The 20,901-nt window shown below is 59.5% G+C and carries 22 protein-coding genes; 17 read left to right on the top strand and 5 right to left on the bottom strand.

What is annotated here, in order from left to right; translation table 11 throughout:
- The first annotated feature begins 139 nt into the window (after positions 1-139).
- From FEE99_RS24560 to FEE99_RS24545, 4 genes are all read left to right on the top strand, one after another.
- Positions 140-853: a GntR family transcriptional regulator gene (locus FEE99_RS24560; protein ID WP_041479430.1), complete on the top strand. Its 714-nt coding sequence runs from the start codon at positions 140-142 to the stop codon at positions 851-853.
- Complete coding sequence (locus FEE99_RS24555; protein WP_041479428.1) at positions 850-1,848, top strand: ADP-ribosylglycohydrolase family protein; 999 nt, start codon at positions 850-852, stop codon at positions 1,846-1,848. The genes FEE99_RS24560 and FEE99_RS24555 overlap by 4 nt, the downstream gene beginning before the upstream one ends.
- 203 nt (positions 1,849-2,051) lie before the next feature.
- Positions 2,052-3,518 (top strand): purine-cytosine permease family protein, encoded by a 1,467-nt coding sequence (locus tag FEE99_RS24550; protein WP_041479425.1) that lies wholly within the window; start codon positions 2,052-2,054, stop codon positions 3,516-3,518.
- Positions 3,511-4,440 carry a PfkB family carbohydrate kinase gene (locus FEE99_RS24545; RefSeq protein ID WP_143979105.1) on the top strand — a complete coding sequence of 310 codons (930 nt, stop codon included), beginning with the start codon at positions 3,511-3,513 and terminating at the stop codon, positions 4,438-4,440. Before FEE99_RS24550 ends, FEE99_RS24545 begins: the two co-directional genes overlap by 8 nt.
- Positions 4,441-4,585: 145 nt before the next feature.
- On the opposite strand, the gene FEE99_RS24540 is transcribed toward FEE99_RS24545, so the two are convergent.
- The 3 genes from FEE99_RS24540 to FEE99_RS24530 all read right to left on the bottom strand — a co-directional run bounded on the left by FEE99_RS24540 (position 4,586) and on the right by FEE99_RS24530 (position 5,714).
- Positions 4,586-4,966 (bottom strand): Rho termination factor N-terminal domain-containing protein, encoded by a 381-nt coding sequence (locus FEE99_RS24540; RefSeq protein WP_041479422.1) that lies wholly within the window; start codon positions 4,964-4,966, stop codon positions 4,586-4,588.
- A gap of 104 nt (positions 4,967-5,070) precedes the next feature.
- Positions 5,071-5,325 carry a hypothetical protein gene (locus FEE99_RS24535; protein WP_041479421.1) on the bottom strand — a complete coding sequence of 85 codons (255 nt, stop codon included), beginning with the start codon at positions 5,323-5,325 and terminating at the stop codon, positions 5,071-5,073.
- Between the two features lie 44 nt (positions 5,326-5,369).
- Entirely contained in the window at positions 5,370-5,714 is a 345-nt protein-coding gene (locus FEE99_RS24530) for a hypothetical protein (RefSeq protein ID WP_041479419.1), read from the bottom strand.
- A 386-nt stretch (positions 5,715-6,100) separates the two neighbouring features.
- On the opposite strand from FEE99_RS24530, the gene FEE99_RS24525 reads away from it, so the two are divergent.
- The 10 genes from FEE99_RS24525 to FEE99_RS24480 all read left to right on the top strand — a co-directional run bounded on the left by FEE99_RS24525 (position 6,101) and on the right by FEE99_RS24480 (position 14,626).
- Positions 6,101-6,580: a GNAT family N-acetyltransferase gene (locus FEE99_RS24525; protein WP_041479417.1), complete on the top strand. Its 480-nt coding sequence runs from the start codon at positions 6,101-6,103 to the stop codon at positions 6,578-6,580.
- A 159-nt stretch (positions 6,581-6,739) separates the two neighbouring features.
- Positions 6,740-7,402, top strand: a complete 663-nt coding sequence (locus FEE99_RS24520) for a hypothetical protein (protein ID WP_041479415.1) — start codon at positions 6,740-6,742, stop codon at positions 7,400-7,402.
- Positions 7,399-7,893 (top strand): PAAR domain-containing protein, encoded by a 495-nt coding sequence (locus FEE99_RS24515; RefSeq protein ID WP_041479413.1) that lies wholly within the window; start codon positions 7,399-7,401, stop codon positions 7,891-7,893. The genes FEE99_RS24520 and FEE99_RS24515 overlap by 4 nt, the downstream gene beginning before the upstream one ends.
- A 6-nt stretch (positions 7,894-7,899) precedes the next feature.
- Entirely contained in the window at positions 7,900-8,634 is a 735-nt protein-coding gene (locus tag FEE99_RS24510) for a hypothetical protein (RefSeq protein WP_041479411.1), read from the top strand.
- Positions 8,635-8,690: 56 nt separating this feature from the next.
- Positions 8,691-9,137 (top strand): hypothetical protein, encoded by a 447-nt coding sequence (locus FEE99_RS24505; RefSeq protein WP_236168413.1) that lies wholly within the window; start codon positions 8,691-8,693, stop codon positions 9,135-9,137.
- 295 nt (positions 9,138-9,432) lie between these two features.
- Positions 9,433-10,422 carry a 2-dehydro-3-deoxygalactonokinase gene (locus FEE99_RS24500; RefSeq protein WP_041479409.1) on the top strand — a complete coding sequence of 330 codons (990 nt, stop codon included), beginning with the start codon at positions 9,433-9,435 and terminating at the stop codon, positions 10,420-10,422.
- A 19-nt stretch (positions 10,423-10,441) separates the two neighbouring features.
- Positions 10,442-11,062, top strand: coding sequence for a 2-dehydro-3-deoxy-6-phosphogalactonate aldolase (locus FEE99_RS24495; RefSeq protein WP_041479407.1), 621 nt, complete (start codon positions 10,442-10,444; stop codon positions 11,060-11,062).
- A 61-nt stretch (positions 11,063-11,123) separates the two neighbouring features.
- Positions 11,124-12,272, top strand: a complete 1,149-nt coding sequence (gene dgoD / locus FEE99_RS24490) for a galactonate dehydratase (protein WP_016770960.1) — start codon at positions 11,124-11,126, stop codon at positions 12,270-12,272.
- Positions 12,273-12,449: 177 nt separating this feature from the next.
- Entirely contained in the window at positions 12,450-13,760 is a 1,311-nt protein-coding gene (locus FEE99_RS24485; RefSeq protein ID WP_041479405.1) for an MFS transporter, read from the top strand.
- A 62-nt stretch (positions 13,761-13,822) separates the two neighbouring features.
- Positions 13,823-14,626, top strand: a complete 804-nt coding sequence (locus FEE99_RS24480) for an IclR family transcriptional regulator (RefSeq protein WP_016770958.1) — start codon at positions 13,823-13,825, stop codon at positions 14,624-14,626.
- Positions 14,627-14,635: 9 nt separating this feature from the next.
- Here the strand turns inward: FEE99_RS24480 and FEE99_RS24475 are convergent, their stop codons facing one another.
- The gene (locus FEE99_RS24475; RefSeq protein ID WP_041479403.1) at positions 14,636-15,688 is read right to left on the bottom strand and encodes an NAD(P)-dependent alcohol dehydrogenase; all 1,053 of its coding nucleotides are present in this window, start codon (positions 15,686-15,688) and stop codon (positions 14,636-14,638) included.
- Positions 15,689-15,878: 190 nt separating this feature from the next.
- Here FEE99_RS24475 and FEE99_RS24470 point away from each other — a divergent pair, with 190 nt between their 5' ends.
- Complete coding sequence (locus FEE99_RS24470) at positions 15,879-16,769, top strand: AraC family transcriptional regulator (protein WP_064361232.1); 891 nt, start codon at positions 15,879-15,881, stop codon at positions 16,767-16,769.
- A gap of 184 nt (positions 16,770-16,953) precedes the next feature.
- Here the strand turns inward: FEE99_RS24470 and FEE99_RS24465 are convergent, their stop codons facing one another.
- Positions 16,954-18,618, bottom strand: coding sequence for an electron transfer flavoprotein-ubiquinone oxidoreductase (locus FEE99_RS24465; RefSeq protein WP_016770955.1), 1,665 nt, complete (start codon positions 18,616-18,618; stop codon positions 16,954-16,956).
- A 550-nt stretch (positions 18,619-19,168) separates the two neighbouring features.
- Here FEE99_RS24465 and FEE99_RS24460 point away from each other — a divergent pair.
- Both FEE99_RS24460 and FEE99_RS24455 read left to right on the top strand, forming a co-directional pair.
- Entirely contained in the window at positions 19,169-19,918 is a 750-nt protein-coding gene (locus tag FEE99_RS24460) for an electron transfer flavoprotein subunit beta/FixA family protein (protein WP_007908338.1), read from the top strand.
- Complete coding sequence (locus tag FEE99_RS24455; protein WP_064361231.1) at positions 19,919-20,848, top strand: electron transfer flavoprotein subunit alpha/FixB family protein; 930 nt, start codon at positions 19,919-19,921, stop codon at positions 20,846-20,848.
- The last annotated feature ends 53 nt before the right edge of the window (positions 20,849-20,901 follow it).

The following is a 20,901-nucleotide window of genomic DNA, read 5'->3' as shown; positions in this document are numbered from 1 at the left end:
ACATCCAGCGTTGATGTGTCAGGGATACCGCCTTCGCGAGCAGGCTCGCTCCCACAGTTGATCGCGCCATTCCTGCCTTCTGTCATCTCCCTTAAATAATTCTTGCTCGTCAGCGACCGTTTCGGTTATCAATTTGTACATGATTAGACAGGTACGATTCGACAAGAAACAACGGGTGGTCGACGAGCTCGTCCGACGCATCGAAAGCGGCCTCATGGAGGACGGCTTTCTGTTGCCTGGCGAACATCAGTTGGCTCAAGAATTCCAGGTCAGCCGTGGCACCTTGCGTGAGGCGCTGGCCGAACTGAAGCGGCGTAATTACATCGCCACGCAAAGCGGTGTCGGTTCCATCGTCACTTTCGACGGTGTCGCGTTGGATCAGCGCATCGGCTGGGCGCAGGCGCTGGCCGACAGCGGGGCGCTGATCAATACCGAAGTGTTGCGCCTCGAAGCCGTGACGCGGCCAGATCTGCTGGTGCGTTTCGGCACCGATCAATTCATCACCCTCGACCGTCGCCGGCGCGCCACCGACGGTACGCTGGTGTCTCTCGAACGATCCTTGATGCCGGCCAACGGCGGCCTGGAAAGCCTGCCCCGCGTCGGCCTGATCGACAATTCCCTGACCATCACCCTGGCCGCCTACGGCTATATCGGCGAGCGCGGCGATCAGTGGATCGGCGCCGAACCGCTGAATGCCGAAGACGCGGAGCTGCTTGGTCGCCCGGTCGGCACGGTGTTTCTCAAAGCCCTGCGCACCACCTACGACCGGCAGAACCGTTTCATGGAACAGGTCGAAAGCCTGCTCGACCCGGTGCACTTTCGTCTGCACCTGCAATTCGGAGAATCGAAATGACCGCGCTCAAGCGTGCGCTAGGCGCTTTCTATGGTCTGGCCATGGGTGACGCGCTGGGCATGCCGACGCAGTCGCTCGATCGTGAAACGATCAAGGCGCGCTTCGGCCAGATCACTGATTTGCAGGACGCTGGTCCCTTGCAACCGATCGCCGCGAACATGCCTAAAGGCTCGATCACCGATGACACCGAGCAGGCGATCCTGGTCGGCGAATTATTGGTCGAAGGTCACGGCCGTATCGAGCCGGCGGTTCTCGCCCAGCGCTTGATCGAGTGGGAAGCCGAGATGCAGGCCAAAGGCTCGCAGGACTTGCTCGGCCCCTCGACCAAACGCGCCATTGAAATGATCCTCGCCGGGCATTCCCCGGAAGAAGCCGGGCGCTACGGCACCACCAATGGCGCGGCGATGCGCATCACCCCGGTTGGCATTGCCGCGAACGTGGCCGATCCGCAGCGCTTCATTGCGGCGGTCGTGCAGGCTTGCCAAGTGACGCATAACACCACGCTGGGAATTTCCAGTGCGGCGGCGGTGGCGGCGGTGGTTTCCGCTGGCATCAATGGCGTCGATCTCGGCGAGGCGCTGAATCTTGGCCAGCAGATTGCCCAGCAAGCCGAAGCCCACGGACATTGGGTCGCCGGTGGGCGCATGGCCTCGCGCATCAGTTGGGCGCGCAGTATCAGCGTCGACAGTGACAAAGCACTGCTCGCCGATCTGCTCTACGACGTGATCGGTACATCGGTGGCGTCGCAGGAGTCGGTGGTGGTCTCATTCGCCCTGGCCCAGCAAGTGGCCATCGGCGAGATGACGGCATTCGAAGCGCTGTGCATGGCTGCCAGCCTGGGCGGCGACACGGATACCATCGCGGCGATTCTCGGCGCCATGCTCGGGGCTTGCCTGGGGCTTGAGTGCTGGCCGCAGCCGATGATCGAAACGGTGAAAGTCGTTAATCAACTTGAGCTGGAACCGTTAGTGCAGGGGTTGTTGGCCTTGCGTTGACTGGCTGGCCCCTTTCGCGAGCAGGCTCGCTCCCACAATTGGAATGCATTTCCTTGTGGGAGCGAGCCTGCTCGCGAAAGGGGCGGCGCATTTCTAAAGAATTCACACAGCAATGGATCGCACAGACAGGCCTCGGAAGGCCGGTTGTCTTGTCGTTTTGCATCATTGCCACAACCACAAAAAAGGCAAACAGGAGCATCTTCATGAGTTCATCAACCGCCGGGCAAAGCGTCGGGCAATTGGAAACCCGGGGCATCGAGCCGGTGCCGGAAGCCGAGTGCAACGGTCATCCGTTGCAGCTGTTCTGGGTCTGGTTCGCCGCGAATATTTCCATCCTTGGCCTGCCGCTGGGAGCCACGCTGGTGGCGTTTCGCGGGCTGGCGATCTGGCAGGCGATCATCGTCGCCATCCTCGGTGCCGCCGGTTCGTTTGCCGTGGTCGGGATCATTTCGATTGCCGGGCGGCGTGGCCGCGCGCCGAGTCTGACGCTGTCCCGGGCGATCTTCGGCGTACGTGGCAACATCGGCCCGACGCTGGTTTCGCTGATGTCGCGTCTGGGTTGGGAAACCGTCAACACCACCACTGCGGCGTTTGTCCTGCTGTCGCTGTGTTCGATCCTGTTCGGCTCGCCGGTCGAGGCGAAAAGTGCGCCGGTACTGACGCTGATCTTTATCGCCATCTTCGTGCTGCTGACCTTGTCGGTGTCCGGCCTCGGCCACGCGACTTTGCTGGTGATCCAGAAGTGGGCGACGTACGTGTTCGGTGCGCTGAACATTCTCGTCGGTGGTTTTCTCTGCGCGACCATCGACTGGAGCGCGGTATTCAACGCCACGCCAGCACCACTGAGCGCGATGATCATCGGCATCGGCACCATGGCCGCCGGCACTGGTATCGGCTGGGCCAACGCTGGTGCCGACATGTCGCGCTATCAGCATCGCAGCGTCAAGGCTGTGCGCCTGGTGGCGTCGGCGGCGTTCGGCGCAGGGATTCCGCTGGTGCTGCTGATCACCCTCGGCGGCTTGCTCTCTGTGGGCAACAATGATCTGGCGTCGGCGACTGACCCGATCGTGGCGATTCGCGACATGCTGCCGACGTGGATGGCCGTGCCGTACCTGATCACCGCGTTCGGCGGCCTGCTGCTGTCGAACAACCTGTCGGTATATTCCGCCGGCCTGACCACGCTGACCCTGGGCCTCAAGGTCAAACGCGTCTACGCGGTGGTGGTCGACATCGTCGCGATCTTCGCCGGCTCGATCTACTTCATGCTGATCGCCGACAGTTTCTACGGCCCGTTCATCACCTTCATTTCCCTGCTGGCAGTGCCGATCACTGCGTGGGTCGGGATCTTCGTGGTCGATCTGATTCACCGTCACTACTACAGCCCCAAAGACCTGCTCGACGTCAGTCCGAGCAGCGCCTACTGGTATCGCGGCGGCATCGAGTGGCGCGCGTTTGGCGCCTGGGCGATCGCCATCGTCCTTGGTTTCAGTTTCACCACCATCGGCACCACGGCAGAAAACGTCTGGTTCAAGGGCTTTCTGTCCGACTCCTGGCTGGGCCACAACGGCCTCGGCTGGATCGTGACCTTCGTCGTCGCCGGTGGCATTTACCTGATACTTGGCGGTGCGAAAGATCGCCGCGCCGCGCAACCCGAGAATGCTCATGCCTAAGATTTTGCACACCGGCCAGGTCATCATCGACCTGGTCATGGCCGTGGATAAACTGCCGCAGATTGGCGGCGACGTGCTGGCGCAGTCGGCAGGATTCGAAGCCGGCGGCGGTTTCAACGTGATGGCCGCTGCGGTGCGTAACGGTCTGCCGGTGGTTTACCTCGGTCGCCATGGCACGGGGCGTTTCGGTGACCTGGCGCGCCAAGCGATGCAGGCGGAAGGTATCTGCATCGGCATCCGCGAACCGGCCGAGCGCGACACCGGTCTGTGTGTGGCGCTGACCGATGCGTCGGCTGAACGCAGTTTCATTTCCTATATCGGCGCTGAAGGTGAGGTGACCGAAGACGATTTGAACAGTGTGGCTGCCGAGCCCGGCGATTACGTTTATCTCAGCGGTTACAGTCTGCTGCACGAGGGCAAGGCGCAGGCGTTGCTCGACTGGACGCTGGCGCTGCCGGCGTCGGTCAATGTGGTGTTCGACCCGGGGCCGCTGGTGGAGTCACCTGACGCGCCGATGATGCAGGCGTTGCTGCCGCGCATCAATGTGTGGACCAGCAACAGTGTTGAGGCGCTGCGATTTACCGGAGCCGATGAGATTGATATCGCGATGGATCGCCTCGCGGAACTGCTGCCGGAAAATGTGCTGATAGTGGTGCGCGACGGGCCGCAGGGTTGCTGGATTCAACAGCGCGGCGAGCGCCGTCAGGTGCCGGGATATGCTGTGAAAGCGGTGGACAGTAATGGTGCCGGTGATGCACATGCCGGGGTGTTTGTGGCCGGATTGGCGCAAGGGCTGGATGCACTGGAAGCGGCGCGGCGGGCGAATGCTGCGGCGGCGCTGGCGGTGACTCGCTGGGGGCCGGCGACTTCACCTGGGGCGACTGAGGTGGATGCGTTTATCTATCAGTCCTGCGGCGATTGAGCCGAAGCCTTCGCGAGCAGGCTCGCTCCCACATTGGATCTACGTCGTACACAAATCTTCTGTAGGAGCTGCCGAAGGCTGCGATCTTTTGATCTTGAAAAGCAAAAGATCGCAGCCTTCGGCAGCTCCTACAGTGGGCGTCGTTCTAGCTCGCCTTGCGCAACGCCTCGATCAATTCCTGTTTGCGCATCGACGAGCGCCCCGGAATATTCTTCGCCCGGGCTTCTTTCATCAGGCTATCGACAGTCTGCGCATTCTTCGAAGTCTCGCTATTGCGCGAATGGCCCTTGCGACTGGCCACCGCGCGGCGGGATGACTCTTTGCGCTCTTCCGACTTGGCACTTGCAGGCTTCTTGCGCCCTGAGCCGCCGGACTTTTCGCCACCGCCGGATTGCTTGTTCACCGTCGCCCAGGCACGCGCCTCAGCTTCATCTTTCGACACGCCCTTTTTCTCGTAGCTGTCTTCGATGTGCTCGGCTTTGCGCTTCTGTTCGCTGGTGTATTTGTCTTTGCTTCCACGAGGCATGGGATTTCTCCTTGCGTCAGGATGTGCCGCGTTACGCCGAAGGCTGCGAATCACTCGAGACGAATTACCCGATCGAAGTCGAAGATCCGCAGCCCCAACCAGCGTCAGCTATCGAGTTTCTTCGCCGCTTCAACCCCGGCTGAACTGAGCTTGATCGGCAGGTTCAGCGAGTGCTCACCCGCTTCGCTGCAGGTCACATGACCATGGTGAATCAGCCCGCGATCCTGCAGGGCGGCGAGGGCGCTGGCCACGACTTTCTCGCCCCGGTAATTGTCCAGCACCTCCTTGCCCAAGCCGTTGGGATGCGCGTGCAGCAGGCGGGTGAGAACTTCTTTTTCCAGGTCTTTGTCGACGTTCATGGTTACCTCTTCATGGGAGTGAATAGGGCGCTCGCGTCGGCGAACTACTGACCGGCACCTTCGGAACCGGAGCCACCGGTGGTGGTTTTCGAGCCGACACCGGGGCCGGCATTGTCAGGCGGAGTGGCAGGAGAGTCAGGCGTGTTCATGCCACCCTGACGGCCCGGATCGCTGCCTTGTGTGCGCGGATCGGTGCCGGTGGCGGGTGGCTGATTGATCAGCGGCACGCCGGAACCATCGGTATTCATACCGGGAGCACTGTTGATGGCGGGCGCGCGTGGCGGGGTCGGATCGGTAGGGCCAGTGCCCGCTGCCGTGGACGAGGCGGCGAATACCGCAGGGCAGAGCAGGGCGCTGAAGACTAAAGCGGTCAACCTTGACGAGATCATAGGGCTTCTCCAGTGATTGGAATCCTTACACTGGGTTGGTCAGCCCTGATGACGGATTGGTGCCTGATGATCGACGAACGGTCTTCTCCGGGGTCGCGTGTCTGCTGTTCAGACGATGCCGATCTTTAGTGTTTCCATCGGTGCAAAACAGTTAACGGTCATAAGCATCCTTTCAGAACGTGCGCTATCAACTGTGGGAGCGAGCCTGCTCGCGAAGGCATTCTGTCAGTTGACTCGAGGCTGACTGGAAGGACGCATTCGCGAGCAGGCTCGCTCCCACAGGGGCAACGGCGTTCGCCCGATCGGGCAGGTCAGTATGTTTGCCATGTGACGAGCGCCGCTGCGCGCCTTAGTATGGCGCTTTAATTTGCAGACAAGGCCCGTCCATGACGATCGAAATCCGCCCGGCGACCCCCAGCGATGCGCCGCAAATCCTCGCCTTCATCACCGAACTGGCAGATTTCGAAAAGGCCCGTCACGAAGTCATCGCCAGCGTCGCCGACATCGAACGTAGCCTGTTCGGCGAAGGCGCGACCGCCCATGGCCTGATTTGCCTGCGCGACGGCTTGCCGATCGGCTTCGCGGTGTTCTTCTTCAGCTATTCAACGTGGCTGGGCAGCAATTGCCTGTACCTCGAAGACCTCTACATCACCCCCGAACAACGTGGCGGCGGCGCCGGCAAAACCCTGCTGCGCCACCTGGCGAAAATCGCCTGCGCCAACGACTGCGGCCGCTTCGAATGGAGCGTGCTGGAATGGAACACCCCAGCCATCGAATTCTACAAATCTCTCGGCGCACAACCGCAGGAGGAATGGGTGCGGTATCGCATGGATGGCAAGGTGTTGCGAGAGTTTGCCGAGGGCTGAGCACAATGATGGCAATCTACTGCTGATTCAGTTGTCGCCACCGCTCTGGTCCGGCATTCTGTGCGCCATTTTTGCGCGCTCACGGACGACACCTGCAATGCATCTGGCAAAATTTCTCCGCGCCTGTGGAGCCCTCGCTGCGTCAATGAGTGACCAGCTATGAGCGGACTGCAGGCGTCTATGCGTCTGTATGGTCTGGTGAAAACTACCGGCTCTTCTGACGACCCGAATCGACAGGCTGTCGAAATTCTTTGCATGGCCCAGCGCACCGGCGGCCTGGCTATTCGGGCTTTCGTGTCGCGGCTCGACGCCGAGTTGATGTCGCGCAGCGCCGGCCTCGGCGAATACCGTGTGGTAGCGCTGAGAACCTTTGATCCAACTGCGATTATCGACGCCTATCAAGGCTGGCTGATGCTGCACATCTGTTGCGGCTTCGTCGCTCTCGCCGGCCATTCTCTGTTGAAAAACGGTGCGTTGATCCCGATGGGCTGGCACGTCTACTCCGAAGTGGGGCGCTGGACCTCCAGGCATCATCTGGACCTTGGCGTGGAAATGGTCGAGTTGCTGCAATCGACTTTCGAGCGCAATCACCTGCGCAACTACAACGCCTGGCTCAACGAACTTGATGATGCAACGCCTGCCGAGTTGAGTTGGCAAGCCAACGAAGCCTGGCGTGCCATACAAACCGCGACATCACCTGAAAGCCGTGAGCATTGTCATGCTCTGTTCGACCCGGTCGATAATCGCTGGCGCTTTGCCGCGACCGACATCGACATCTATCAGCCATCCCCGGCACCCCTTAAGCAAGGAGCTTTGAATTGAGTGGTAAACCCGCAGCTCGCGTCACCGACCCAACCGCCTGCCCACTGCCAGGTCACGGCACCAACCCGATTGTCTCCGGCTCGCCGGACGTATTCTTCGACGGCCTCGCTGCTGCACGCATGACCGATAAATCAGCGTGTGGCAGCCCTATCACCGGAGCGGTCTCCGGCACTGTTTTCATTAACGGCCTGAATGCCGCGATGCTCGATAGCACTGGTGGGCATGGCAATGTCGTGATCGGTGGCTCGGGCACGGTGATCATCGGCCAAAGTGGGGGAGGGGCCGCATTTAGTGGGCTGTTGCCGATGCCGGTGCATTTCACTGACAGGTTGCAAGTGACGAATGAAGCGACTGGACAGCCAGTGCCTTATCACGCCTACACCATTCAACGAGGCGACGGAAGTGAGGAACACGGTGTTACTGATGCGAACGGATTCACTCATATGGTCAGTTCGCACGTGGCAGAAACCATCAAACTATTCGTGGAATGATTGCTTATGTCCGAAGTCAATGCACCTACTGAAGTACCTCATGCGAAAAGGGAAGTCAAAGCACATACACTTACATGCAAGACCGATCAGACCAATAAGCAGGTGGCCATATCTCTGCGGAATTTTGTGGTTTTTTTTATTGGTGGTGCTGGAGACCAGGAAAGTTATTACTTCAGTGGGCCAAATAATAATGTCGACGCGGTGCGCGAAATCTTTATCAGAGATGCCAAGGCGTTGAAATTTCCTGTGGGAAAATTTGAGTCGTGGCCTCTTGGCTATAATGATTTCATTACCGATAAAGACCTATCTGAAAAGGTACTGGCGAAGATCCCTGACTGCTCAACCGCTGTGTACATTGTGGGTCATAGTCTGGGAGGCTGGAATGGCGCCCACCTTTCAGTCAATCTCACGGAGAAGGGCTATACAGTGAGAATGTTACTGACCATCGATCCGGTTGGCGAAGGTGTAATGGTCTGGGGTATTTCCAATATCTACCGGTTGCCACCCAAGCCCAAGGCTCAGTACTGGGTTAATATTCGCGCTGCGCCGAAGATAACGAACGTATCAGATACGGTTGCTAGTTTTGGTGAACAATGGGAGGTTTCTACCGGGCCTAATGTAATGGGGCGCGTAGATGTGAATCATGCGGATGCAAATATTATGTATTTGCGGCCGTTGGATAACGGCAAGACTGCTCGTCAGATTTTTAACGAGTCGGTCTTGAGTTTTTTCAAGGAATGAACATCGTGTCTCGATTTTTTTTGATGGGTTTATTGGTCATATGTTCTGGATGTTCAATGAATCACGAAAAGCCGGCTGCGAAGCTGTTTTATTCCGGTGTTGATGAGTTGGAAGACACCGGAATCTATCAGGTTCACTTTCTCGCCGATGTGGAATTACTCGAGTTGTTCACATCACATATAAGCCAAGGGTTGGTATGTACTGTGGATGATGATGTGGACTTTTCTGTTGGGCACCAGATAAAACGCTCCGGTTTTGGCCTTGTTGAGCGCGATGAGAGTGGCGCTGCAAACGAGTACAAAGCCGACGTGATTTTCAGAGAGTCGACTGGCGAAAAGGGCGCGGAAATCTTTCCGGAGGGGCCGGTGCTCAATCGTTGGTTTACGAACAGACGTTTTATTTCCTGCGTGTTCCGCGTTCATACGACTCCTTACAAAACGTATTTTTCCCAAATCATGCGTGTGCCAACTGCCGACCTGGCGCGAGCTATCAACAGGGAGTGAATCCTTCATTCATCCAGGCTCCTTTTCTGGCGGGAGGGAGCCTGATCTCGATTGCTCCTCTGCCGCCTTTCAATGTCCGCTGAGCAGATGCATGCAGCGCCTTTCGCAGAAAATCTTTAATACCTTGGCTTTTTCTCCGTTGATCCTTACGAAGCACGATTTGTACCCGCGACAAGACAAGCTCGCCACTTGCGCGAATCCCAAAATATGGGATTGATATTTATATATTGAGATTTTAGCCCGCCCGGGTTTATAGTCCATCGCACTCACTGCCAAAAACAAATCAGGTGAAGCGATGCAGGCGCAATTGATCGCGCTCGATTGGGGGACGACCTCATTACGTGCTTACAAACTCGCGGCCGACGGTGTGGTGCTGGAGCAGCGTGCGCTGTCGTCCGGGATCATGCAGTTGCCCAAGACCCCGCGAATCATCCACGGCCGTGAATGCGCCGATGGTTTTGAACTGGCCTTCGACGAGGCCTGTGGTGACTGGCTCGATGCGCAGCCGGATCTGCCGGTGATCGCTTGCGGCATGGTCGGCAGTGCGCAGGGCTGGCGCGAAGCGCCTTACTGCGAAACGCCAGCCGACGTCGCCCATCTCGGAAATTCCCTACAAACCGTTGTCAGTCTGCGCGGTACGCCGGTGCATATCGTCCCGGGCGTGATCCAGCGTTCGCGTCTGCCGAATGTAATGCGCGGCGAAGAAACCCAAGTCCTCGGCGTGCTGCAAAGTCTGCCGGTCGAGGCGGGTAATGATCTGCTGATCGGCCTGCCTGGCAGCCACTCGAAGTGGGTGGAGGTGGTCGATGGCCGCATCACCCATTTCGACACGTTCATGACCGGCGAAGTGTTTGCCGTGCTCAGCGAGCACAGCATTCTCGGCCGTACCCAACAACCGAGCGCGACCTTCGATGCGCAGGCGTTCGATCGCGGCGTGCAAATCGCGCTGTCGACAGATGCCGAGCTCGGTGTGCTGTCGACCTTGTTCAGCGCCCGCACCCTCGGCCTGACCGGTGAACTGAGCCCGACTGCTCAGGCGGATTATCTCTCCGGTCTGATGATCGGCCATGAGCTGGCCGCGCTCGCCAATGTGCAGCGGCGCCGGCGCAATCAAGCGAATCTTCCAGCGATCGTGCTCATCGGCAATGCGCTTCTGTGCGCACGCTATCAACGCGCGCTCGATGCCTGCGGCTTTGCTCGGGTAACGCTGGCCGAGCAGGCGACCGAGCGTGGCCTGTGGCAACTGGCGCGTGCCGCCGGACTGATCGATTCCTCATCCCGTTAACCCTGACTGGAGGCCTGACATGCTCAAGCAAGCACTGGCACAAAACGGTCTGATCGCGATTCTGCGTGGCCTGCAACCGCAGGAAGCGGCGGCTGTCGGAGAAGTCCTGTATTCCGCCGGATTTCGCGTCATCGAAGTACCGCTCAATTCCCCATCGCCGTACGAAAGCATCCGCATCCTGCGTGATGCGCTGCCCGCCGATTGCCTGATCGGTGCCGGCACGGTGCTCAGCCCCGAGCAGGTCGAGCAGGTCAAAGCTGCTGGCGGACAAGTGATCGTCATGCCGCACAGCGATGCCAGAGTATTGCGCGCGGCGAAAGCGGCGGGGCTGTTCCTGTCGCCGGGTGTGGCCACGCCGACCGAAGCCTTCGCCGCACTGGCTGAGGGCGCGGACATTCTCAAGCTGTTTCCGGCCGAACAAATGAACCCGGCGGTCGTCAAGGCCTGGCTGGCGGTGTTGCCAGCCGGCACGGTGCTGGCGCCGGTCGGCGGCATTACGCCGGACAACATGCAGGCCTTTATCGATGCCGGTGTGAAAGGTTTCGGCCTCGGTTCCGGTCTGTTCAAACCGGGCATGACGCCCGAGCAGGTGGCGGTCAATGCCAAGGCCTACGTGGCTGCCTGGAAAGCCCTGCGTTAAGACTTTTTGGCGCTGTGTGCGCTGCATCTAATAAAAGCTGCATTTACAAAAGAGAGCAGAGATGAAAATCACCAAACTCACGACCTTCATCGTTCCGCCGCGCTGGTGCTTCCTCAAGGTCGAAACCGACGAGGGCGTGACCGGTTGGGGCGAGCCTGTGGTCGAAGGGCGCGCGCATACCGTAGCTGCTGCGGTGGAAGAATTGTCCGACTACCTGATCGGCAAAGACCCACGCAATATCGAAGACATCTGGACCGTGCTCTATCGCGGTGGCTTCTACCGTGGCGGCGCGATTCACATGAGCGCGCTGGCCGGTATCGACCAAGCGCTGTGGGACATCAAGGGCAAGGCCCTCGGCGTGTCGGTCAGCGATCTGCTCGGTGGCCAGGTGCGCGACAAGATTCGCGTGTATTCGTGGATCGGCGGCGACCGTCCGGCGGACACCGCGCGTGCGGCGAAAGAAGCAGTGAGCCGTGGTTTCACTGCGGTAAAAATGAACGGCACCGAAGAACTGCAGTTCCTCGACACCTTCGAGAAAGTCGACCTCGCGCTGGCCAACGTTGCCGCCGTGCGTGATGCGGTCGGGCCGAACGTCGGTATCGGCGTCGACTTCCACGGCCGCGTGCACAAGCCGATGGCCAAGGTGCTGATGAAGGAACTCGACCCGTACAAACTGATGTTCATCGAAGAACCGGTGCTCAGCGAAAACTACGAAGCATTGAAAGAACTGGCGCCGCTGACCAGTACGCCGATTGCCCTCGGCGAGCGGCTGTTCTCGCGCTGGGACTTTAAACGGGTGTTGAGCGAAGGCTACGTCGACATTATCCAGCCGGATGCCTCCCACGCTGGCGGCATCACCGAAACCCGCAAGATCGCCAACATGGCCGAAGCCTACGACGTTGCGCTGGCGCTGCATTGCCCGCTGGGTCCGATCGCGCTGGCTGCCTGTTTGCAACTCGACGCGGCTTGTTACAACGCGTTTATCCAGGAGCAGAGCCTGGGCATCCATTACAACGAGAGCAACGACTTGCTCGACTATGTGAAGGATCCGCGCGTGTTCGACTACGACCAAGGCTTCGTGAAGATTCCGAACGGCCCGGGGCTGGGCATCGAGATCAACGAGGAATACGTGATCGAACGCGCCGCCGTCGGCCACCGCTGGCGCAACCCGATCTGGCGCCATGCCGATGGCAGCTTTGCCGAGTGGTGATCTCCTGATTCAGCACTGATCCCTGTGGGAGCGAGCCTGCTCGCGAATGCAATGTCACATCCGCCATCCATGTGACTGACCCGACGCTTTCGCGAGCAGGCTCGCTCCCACAGTTTGATCTCCAGGGAGAGGAGATCTGCGTCATGACCTCAACAAACATAAAAAGAGGCATCTCTCATGCAAACGCACACCCTCTCCGGGCAGGCGTCTTTAGTCACGCCTAGCCGCAAGCGATTTTTCATCATGGTGTTGCTGTTCATCACCGTGGTCATCAACTACCTGGACCGCAGCAACCTGTCGATTGCCGCGCCGGCGCTGACCAGTGAGCTGGGCATCGATCCGGTTCACGTTGGTCTGATCTTCTCCGCCTTCGGCTGGACTTACGCTGCCATGCAGATCCCCGGCGGCTGGCTGGTCGATCGCGTGCCGCCGCGCATCCTTTACAGCGTCGCGCTGCTGCTGTGGTCGGTGGCCACGGTGATGCTCGGTTTCGTCAGCAGCTTCATCGCGCTGTTCGTGCTGCGCATGGCCGTCGGTGCGCTGGAAGCGCCGGCCTATCCGATCAACAGCCGCGTGGTCACCACCTGGTTCCCTGAGCGCGAGCGCGCCACGGCGATCGGTTTCTACACTTCCGGACAGTTTGTCGGTCTGGCTTTCCTGACCCCGGTGCTGGCGTGGCTGCAACATGAATTCGGCTGGCACATGGTGTTCGTCGCCACCGGCGCGGTGGGCATTCTCTGGGCGCTGATCTGGTACGCGGTGTATCGCGAGCCGCGCGATTTCAAAGGCACTAACCAGGCGGAAATCGACCTGATCCGCGAAGGCGGCGGGCTGGTCGATATTCAGGCCGAAGCGGCCAAGGTCAAAGCCAAATTCAGCTGGACCGATCTGGGCATCGTCCTCAGCAAACGCAAGTTGTGGGGTATCTACCTCGGCCAGTTCTGTCTGAACTCGACGCTGTGGTTCTTCCTCACCTGGTTCCCGACCTATCTGGTGAAATACCGCGGCATGGACTTCATCAAGTCCGGCCTGCTTGCATCGCTGCCATTTCTTGCCGCTTTCGTCGGTGTGTTGTGCTCGGGATTCTTTTCCGACTTCCTGATCCGGCGCGGCTACACCGTGGGCTTCGCACGCAAGTTGCCGATCATTGGCGGGCTGCTGATTTCGACTTCGATCATCGGTGCCAACTTTGTCGAGTCGACGCCGCTGGTGATTGCCTTCCTCGCCCTGGCATTTTTCGGCAACGGGCTGGCGTCGATCACCTGGTCGCTGGTCTCGACGCTGGCGCCGGCGCGTTTGCTCGGTCTGACCGGTGGCGTGTTCAACTTCATCGGCAACCTGTCGGCGATTGCTACGCCGATTGTGATCGGCTTCCTCGCCAGCGGCGATTCGTTCGCGCCGGCGATCACCTACATCGCGGTGCTCGCTCTGGTTGGTGCCTTGTCCTACGTGCTGCTGGTGGGCAAGGTCGAGCGTATCGAGTTGTAGTGCTCAGCGTCGGGCGACCATAATGCCGCCCGTTCCTTCGCTCAACGGTAAAAAGGCTGGATATGCAGGAAGACGCCCCGGAAAAAACCAAGGACGCCGCGCCCACCGGCACCCAGACGCTGCTGCGCGGCCTCGGTGTAGTCCAAGCGGTGGCCAGCGGCGCGCGTGATCTCAAGGAGATCGCCCGGCTGATCGGCACCACGCGCAGCACTACCCATCGTCTGGCCAGTTGTCTGGTCGACGAGCGTTATCTGCGCGTGGTGCCGCAAATCGGTTATCTGCTCGGGCCGAAGCTGATCGAACTGGGCTTTCAGGCCCGCGAAGAGTTGCCGCTGGTGACGTTGGCCGGACCGTATCTGGATGAGTTGTCGGCGCTGACCGGCGATACCGTGCACCTCGGAATCCGCGAAGGCGACGAAGTGCTGTACCTATTGAAGAACCCCGGGCGCAACGGGCCGGAAATGCGCTCGCGGGTGGGCCATCGCATGCCGCTGGTACGTACCGGGATTGGCAAGGCCTTGATGCTCGATGATTCGCCGCAGGATTGGCGGCGGCTGTACGACATCAGCCTGCCGGCGGGTGGCAAAAGTCAGTTCTGGCCGCAGCATCCCCAGCAGTCGTGGGAACAGCTTGAGCAGCGCATGGGCGAATACGTTGCCGGTGGCTACGCGTTCGATCTGGAAGACAACGAACCGTCGATCCGCTGTGTGGCGGCGCCGATTCGTGATGCGAGCAAGGGCATAGTCGCGGCGATCAGTATCGCCAGCACCGTGCCGTACATGCCGCTGGAAAAAATGGCCGAGTTGATCCCCCTGCTCAAAGGGGTCACAACCCGGCTGTCGGCGGAGCTTGGTTTGAAGGTATAGCCCTAAGGTTTAGGCCTTCAGCGTCGCCATGTCGATGACGAAGCGGTACTTCACGTCACCGGCAATCATCCGCGCATAGGCTTCATTGATATTGCGGATGTCGAGCATTTCGATGTCGCAGGTGATGTTGTGCTCGGCGCAGAAATCCAGCACTTCCTGGGTTTCGGCGATACCGCCGATCAGGGAGCCGGCCAGTACGCGGCGGCTCATCACCAGTTTGCCGGCGTGGACGGGCGGGTTCACCGGCTCGATCAGGCCGACCAGAATGTGCACACCGTCGAAACGCAGAGTGTCGAGGTACGGGTTCAGATCGTGCTGCACCGGGATGGTGTCGAGCAGGAAGTCGAAGTAGCCGGCCGCGGCCTTCATCTGCTCGGCATCGGTGGAGACGATGACGTGATCGGCGCCCTGACGGCGACCTTCTTCAGCCTTGCTCGCCGAACGGGTGAACAGGGTCACTTCCGCGCCCATGGCCTTGGCGAACTTGATGCCCATGTGGCCGAGGCCGCCCATGCCGAGAATGCCGACCTTGTCACCGGCCTTGACGCCGTAGTGCTTGAGCGGCGAGTAAGTGGTGATACCGGCGCAGAGAATCGGTGCGGCGCTGGCCAGTGCGAGTTTCTCGGGGATGCGCACAACGAAGTGTTCGCTGACCACGATGCTGTCCGAATAACCGCCCATGGTGTTGCTGCCATCAACCCGATCCGGGGTGGCGTAGGTCATGGTCGGGCCTTCGAGGCAATATTGCTCGAGGTTCGCCTGGCAGGCTTCGCAGCTGCGGCAGGAGTCGACCATGCAGCCTACGCCAACCAGATCGCCTATCTTGTGACGGGTGACATTCGCACCGACTGCGGTGACTTTTCCGACGATCTCATGGCCAGGCATCAGCGGATAAACGGCGATGCCCCATTCGTTGCGTGCCTGATGGATGTCGGAATGGCAGACGCCGCAGTAGAGAATTTCGATCGCCACGTCGTCGGCGCGCGGGCTGCGGCGTTCGAATTTCATCGGGGCGAGGGGAGTGGTGGCCGATTGGGCGGCATAGCCGATGGCGGTGTACATGAAGGACCTCGCAAAAACAGTGACAAGTGAGGCGGTGAATTCTGGCCGTCAGACGCGGGTGCGGCCATGACGATTTCTCCGGGTCTCATGCCTAATCCTCCGGCATGCGGGTTTCGGCGATCGCATTGGTCAGCGGATCTGCGATGATGTTTTCATCCCTTTTTCCGTGAATTTTACGAAGACCTATTCGATGCAGTTGACCCGTCATCTTGATGCCAATGCCCGGCTGGTTTCGTTGATCGAACCGCTGGCGCTGCGCGATGGCTACAGCCAGACCGGCCTGCCCGGTGTGCAGATCCTGCGCGCCAGTTGCGACGTCGCCCGTGGCCCGCACATTTACGAGCCGAGCCTGATGATCATCGCCCAGGGCAGCAAACTGGCGTTCCTCGGCCCACGAACCATGGAATACGGCGCCGGGCATTACCTGATCCAGGCGCTGCCGGTGCCGTTCGAATGTGAAACCTTTGCCTTGCCCGATGCGCCATTGCTCGGTGTGTCGGTGGCGATTGATCGCGTCCTGCTCGGCGAATTGGTGCTGGCCATGGGGCTGGCGCCGGGTCGGCATATTCCGGCGCAGACGCCGGAGTCGATGACCTCGGTGGTGCTCGACGATGGCATGCGCGGTTGTGTCGAACGGCTGCTCAGTTGTCTGCACGATCCGCTGGAATGCCAGATTCTCGGCCCGGCGCGGGTCCGCGAGTTGTTGTTCGTCGCGTTGCGCGGGCCGCAGGCGGATGTATTGCGTGCGCTGGTCGAGCAACAAGGGCAATTCGCTCGGGTGGCGGCGTCGATCAGCCATCTGCATGCGCATTACACCGAGCCGCTGAATGTCGAGACCCTGGCTGGTTGCGCGAACATGAGCGTGTCGACGTTTCATGAGCATTTCAAACGCAGCACGCTGTTGTCGCCGGTGCAGTATCTCAAGCGTTTGCGCTTGTTGAAGGCGCAGACGCTGCTGGTGGCGGAGGGGCTGGGCGTGGCGCAGGTGGCGCATCGGGTGGGGTATCAGAGCACGTCGCAGTTCAGCCGCGAGTACAAGCGTTACTTCGAACGCAGTCCGGGGGAAGAGCGCGCTGCCTGAACCGCCGATGATCCCCTGTGGGAGCGAGCCTGCTCGCGAAGGCGGTTTATCAGTCGACATCATCTTTATATGACACACCGCTTTCGCGAGCAGGCTCGCTCCCACAGTTGTTTTGTGGTGGCAGAGGAATTTTGGGCAACAAAAAGGCCCCCATTTCGGGAGCCTTGTTGTTCAGCGTTTCGACTTACATGTTCGGGTAAGTCGGGCCGCCGGCACCTTCCGGCGCCACCCAGGTGATGTTCTGCGCAGGGTCCTTGATGTCACAGGTCTTGCAGTGCACGCAGTTCTGGGCGTTGATCTGGAAGCGCTTCTCGCCATCTTCCTTGGTGATCACTTCGTATACGCCGGCCGGGCAGTAACGCTGCGCCGGTTCGTCGTACAACGGCAGGTTTTTGCTGATCGGGATGCTCGGATCGGTCAGCTTCAAGTGGCACGGCTGCTCTTCTTCGTGGTTAGTGCCGGAGATGAACACCGAGCTGAGTTTGTCGAAACTCAGTTTGCCGTCAGGTTTCGGGTAATCGATCTTCTTGCAGTCGGCCGCGAGCTTGAGGCAGGCGTAATCCGGCTTGGTGTCGCGCAAGGTGAACGGCAGTTTACCGCCGAAGATGTTCTGGTCCAGCCAGTTGAAACCACCGCCGATGATTGCGCCGTACTTGTGAATCGCCGGGCCGAAGTTACGGCTGGCGAATAATTCTTCGTGCAGCCAGCTGTTCTTGAATGCGTCGACGTAAGTGGTCAGTTCGACGGTGCAATCCTGCTCGGCAAACAGCGCATCGGCTACCGATTCCGCCGCGAGCATGCCGGACTTCATCGCGGTGTGGCTGCCTTTGATCTTGGCGAAGTTCAGGGTGCCGAGGTCGCAACCGATCAGCGCGCCGCCCTTGAAGACCATTTTCGGCAGCGAGTTCAGGCCACCCTTGGCGATGGCGCGGGCGCCATAGCTGACGCGCTTGCCGCCTTCCAGATATTGCTTGAGCACCGGGTGATGCTTGAGGCGCTGGAACTCATCGAACGGCGACAGGTAAGTGTTGCTGTAGGACAGGTCGACGATCAGACCGACCACCACCTGATTGTTTTCCAGGTGATAGAGGAACGAGCCGCCGGTGTTCTCGGTGCCCATGATGTCCAGCGGCCAGCCGGCGGTGTGCACCACCAGGCCTGGCTGATGCTTGGCCGGGTCGATTTCCCAGATTTCTTTCAGACCAATGCCGTAGTGCTGAACGTCGGCATCGCTGTCGAGGTTGTAGCGCTTGATCAGTTGCTTGCCAATGTGGCCACGGCAGCCTTCGGCGAACAGCGTGTATTTGCCACGCAGTTCCATGCCAGGGGTGTACAGGCCTTCTTTCGGGTTGCCTTCACGGTCGACGCCCAGATCACCGGTGATGATCCCGCGCACTACGCCGTTTTCATCGATCAGCGCTTCCTGAGCGGCGAAGCCCGGGTAGATTTCCACACCCAGGTTCTCGGCCTGCTGAGCCAGCCAGCGGCACAGGTTGCCCAGGGAGATAATGTAGTTGCCTTCGTTGTGCATGGTCTTGGGCACAAAGAAGTCGGGAATCTTCTGCGCACTGTCGGCGTTTTTCAGCACGAAAATGTCATCGCGTGTGACTGGCGTGTTCAGCGGTGCGCCGAGTTCTTTCCAGTCCGGGAACAGTTCGTTCAGGGCGCGGGGTTCGAACACCGCACCGGAGAGGATGTGTGCGCCGACTTCGGAGCCTTTTTCGACCACGCAGACGCTGATTTCCTTACCGGCGTCAGCGGCCTTCTGCTTCAAGCGGCAGGCGGCGGACAGACCAGCGGGGCCGGCACCGACGATGACGACGTCGAATTCCATGTATTCGCGTTCCACAGGCTATCTCCTACTCAAGGCTCAACAGTTTTTTTTCTAATATGGAGGTTTGATCTCGCATCCGTATTGCCTTTACGTTAACGTCAAAGGGAATATTGGCGAATCCACCTTTCTCTCTAGGCGGCGCATTATATCTACACCACTCCTAGCGTCCAATACAAACGTTTGTTTGAATCGCCTCCAGCCCTGATAAATCAAAGAAGCGCGGCTTATGACAGGGCATTTTGGCGTATTGACCAGAATGGGTGTTCCGGTCAAGATACGGGCGGTTTTGCGCTCGCCGTAGGCAGACTGGCGGTTTCAAGAGCACCTCTAAAGACAGGGCACAGGCAGTAGACGGTGATGCGCAGCGCAAGTCCGGCGCGCAGTTTACACAGCGTGAGAATGAATGACCCGACAGTCACCCCTGACGAACGGTCACCGCTCTTCGCGAAGTGAATCACCTCACATTCAAGCCGGCGTTTTTAGAGGTGCCCTTGTCGCCCGATGAGCATCATCCGCCAGGTTCGCCTAGGCGACTTTCTTTTCACCGGAGAGTAACGAGGAATCCATGAAGGTTCTTGTAGCTGTCAAACGCGTTGTGGATTACAACGTCAAGGTCCGCGTCAAGGCGGACAATTCCGGCGTCGACCTCGCCAACGTCAAGATGTCGATGAACCCGTTCTGCGAAATCGCCGTGGAAGAAGCCGTACGCCTGAAAGAGAAGGGCGTTGCGACTGAAATCGTCGTCGTCTCGATCGGCCCGACCACCGCTCAGGAGCAGCTGCGTACCGCACTGGCTCTGGGTGCCGACCGCGCCATCCTCGTCGAATCCGCTGAAGACCTGACCTCGCTGGCCGTGGCCAAGCTGCTCAAGGCCGTTGTCGACAAGGAACAGCCTCAGCTGGTGATCCTTGGCAAACAGGCGATCGACAGCGACAACAACCAGACCGGCCAGATGCTCGCGGCACTGAGCGGCTACGGTCAGGGCACCTTCGCTTCGAAAGTCGAAGTCTCCGGCGACAGCGTTGCCGTGACTCGCGAAATCGACGGCGGCGCGCAGACTGTTTCCCTGAAACTGCCTGCAATCGTCACCACCGACCTGCGTTTGAACGAGCCGCGCTACGCGTCCCTGCCAAACATCATGAAAGCCAAGAAGAAGCCTCTCGAAGTGCTGACTCCGGACGCTTTGGGCGTTTCCACCGCCTCCACCAACAAGACCCTGAAAGTCGAAGCGCCGGCTGCACGCAGCGCGGGCATCAAGGTCAAGTCGGTGGCTGAACTGGTTGAAAAACTCAAGAACGAAGCGAAGGTAATCTAAATGACTATCTTGGTTATTGCTGAACACGACAACAAAGTGCTGGCCCCGGCCACACTGAACACCGTGGCTGCTGCGGCAAAAATCGGCGGCGACATCCACGTTCTGGTAGCAGGTCAGGGCGCAGGCCCGGTGGCCGAAGCCGCAGCGAAAATCGCTGGCGTGAGCAAAGTCCTGAATGCTGACAACGCCGCTTACGCGCATCAGCTGCCGGAAAACGTTGCTCCTCTGGTTGCAGAGTTGGGCAAGAATTACAGCCACATTCTGGCTGCCGCGACTTCCAACGGCAAAAACATCCTGCCGCGCGTTGCTGCTGCGCTGGACGTTGACCAGATCTCCGAGATCATCTCGGTAGAAAGCGCTGACACTTTCAAGCGTCCGATCTACGCCGGTAACGCCATCGCCACAGTGCAATCAACTGCCGCGATCAAAGTGATCACCGTGCGTGCCACCGGTTTCGATCCGGTTGCTACTGAAGGTGGTTCGGCTGCCGTTGAAGCCGTTGGCGCTGCGCACGACGCCAGTACCTCGAGCTTCATCAGCGAAGAGCTGGCCAAGTCCGATCGTCCTGAGCTGACCGCTGCCAAGATCGTCGTCTCTGGCGGCCGCGGCATGCAGAACGGTAACAACTTCAAACACCTGTACGCGCTGGCCGACAAGCTCGGCGCTGCTGTTGGCGCTTCGCGCGCTGCGGTCGACGCAGGTTTCGTACCGAACGACATGCAGGTCGGTCAGACCGGCAAGATCGTTGCGCCACAGCTGTACATCGCCGTCGGTATCTCCGGCGCGATCCAGCACTTGGCCGGTATGAAAGACTCCAAAGTGATCGTTGCGATCAACAAGGACGAAGAAGCGCCGATCTTCCAGGTGGCCGATTACGGTCTCGTGGCGGATCTGTTCGAAGCAGTACCTGAGCTGGAGAAGCTGGTCTAATCCGGCGTCTTCACTTATAAAGAGCCCGGCCTGTTGGTCGGGCTTTTTTTTGT

It is taken from the genome of Pseudomonas sp. ef1, assembly GCF_007293365.2.
In the GTDB taxonomy this organism is placed as follows: Bacteria; Pseudomonadota; Gammaproteobacteria; order Pseudomonadales; family Pseudomonadaceae; genus Aquipseudomonas; species Aquipseudomonas siliginis.
The sequence above is the reverse complement of the archived record's forward strand: the minus strand, read 5'-3'. Positions and strand labels throughout refer to the sequence as shown.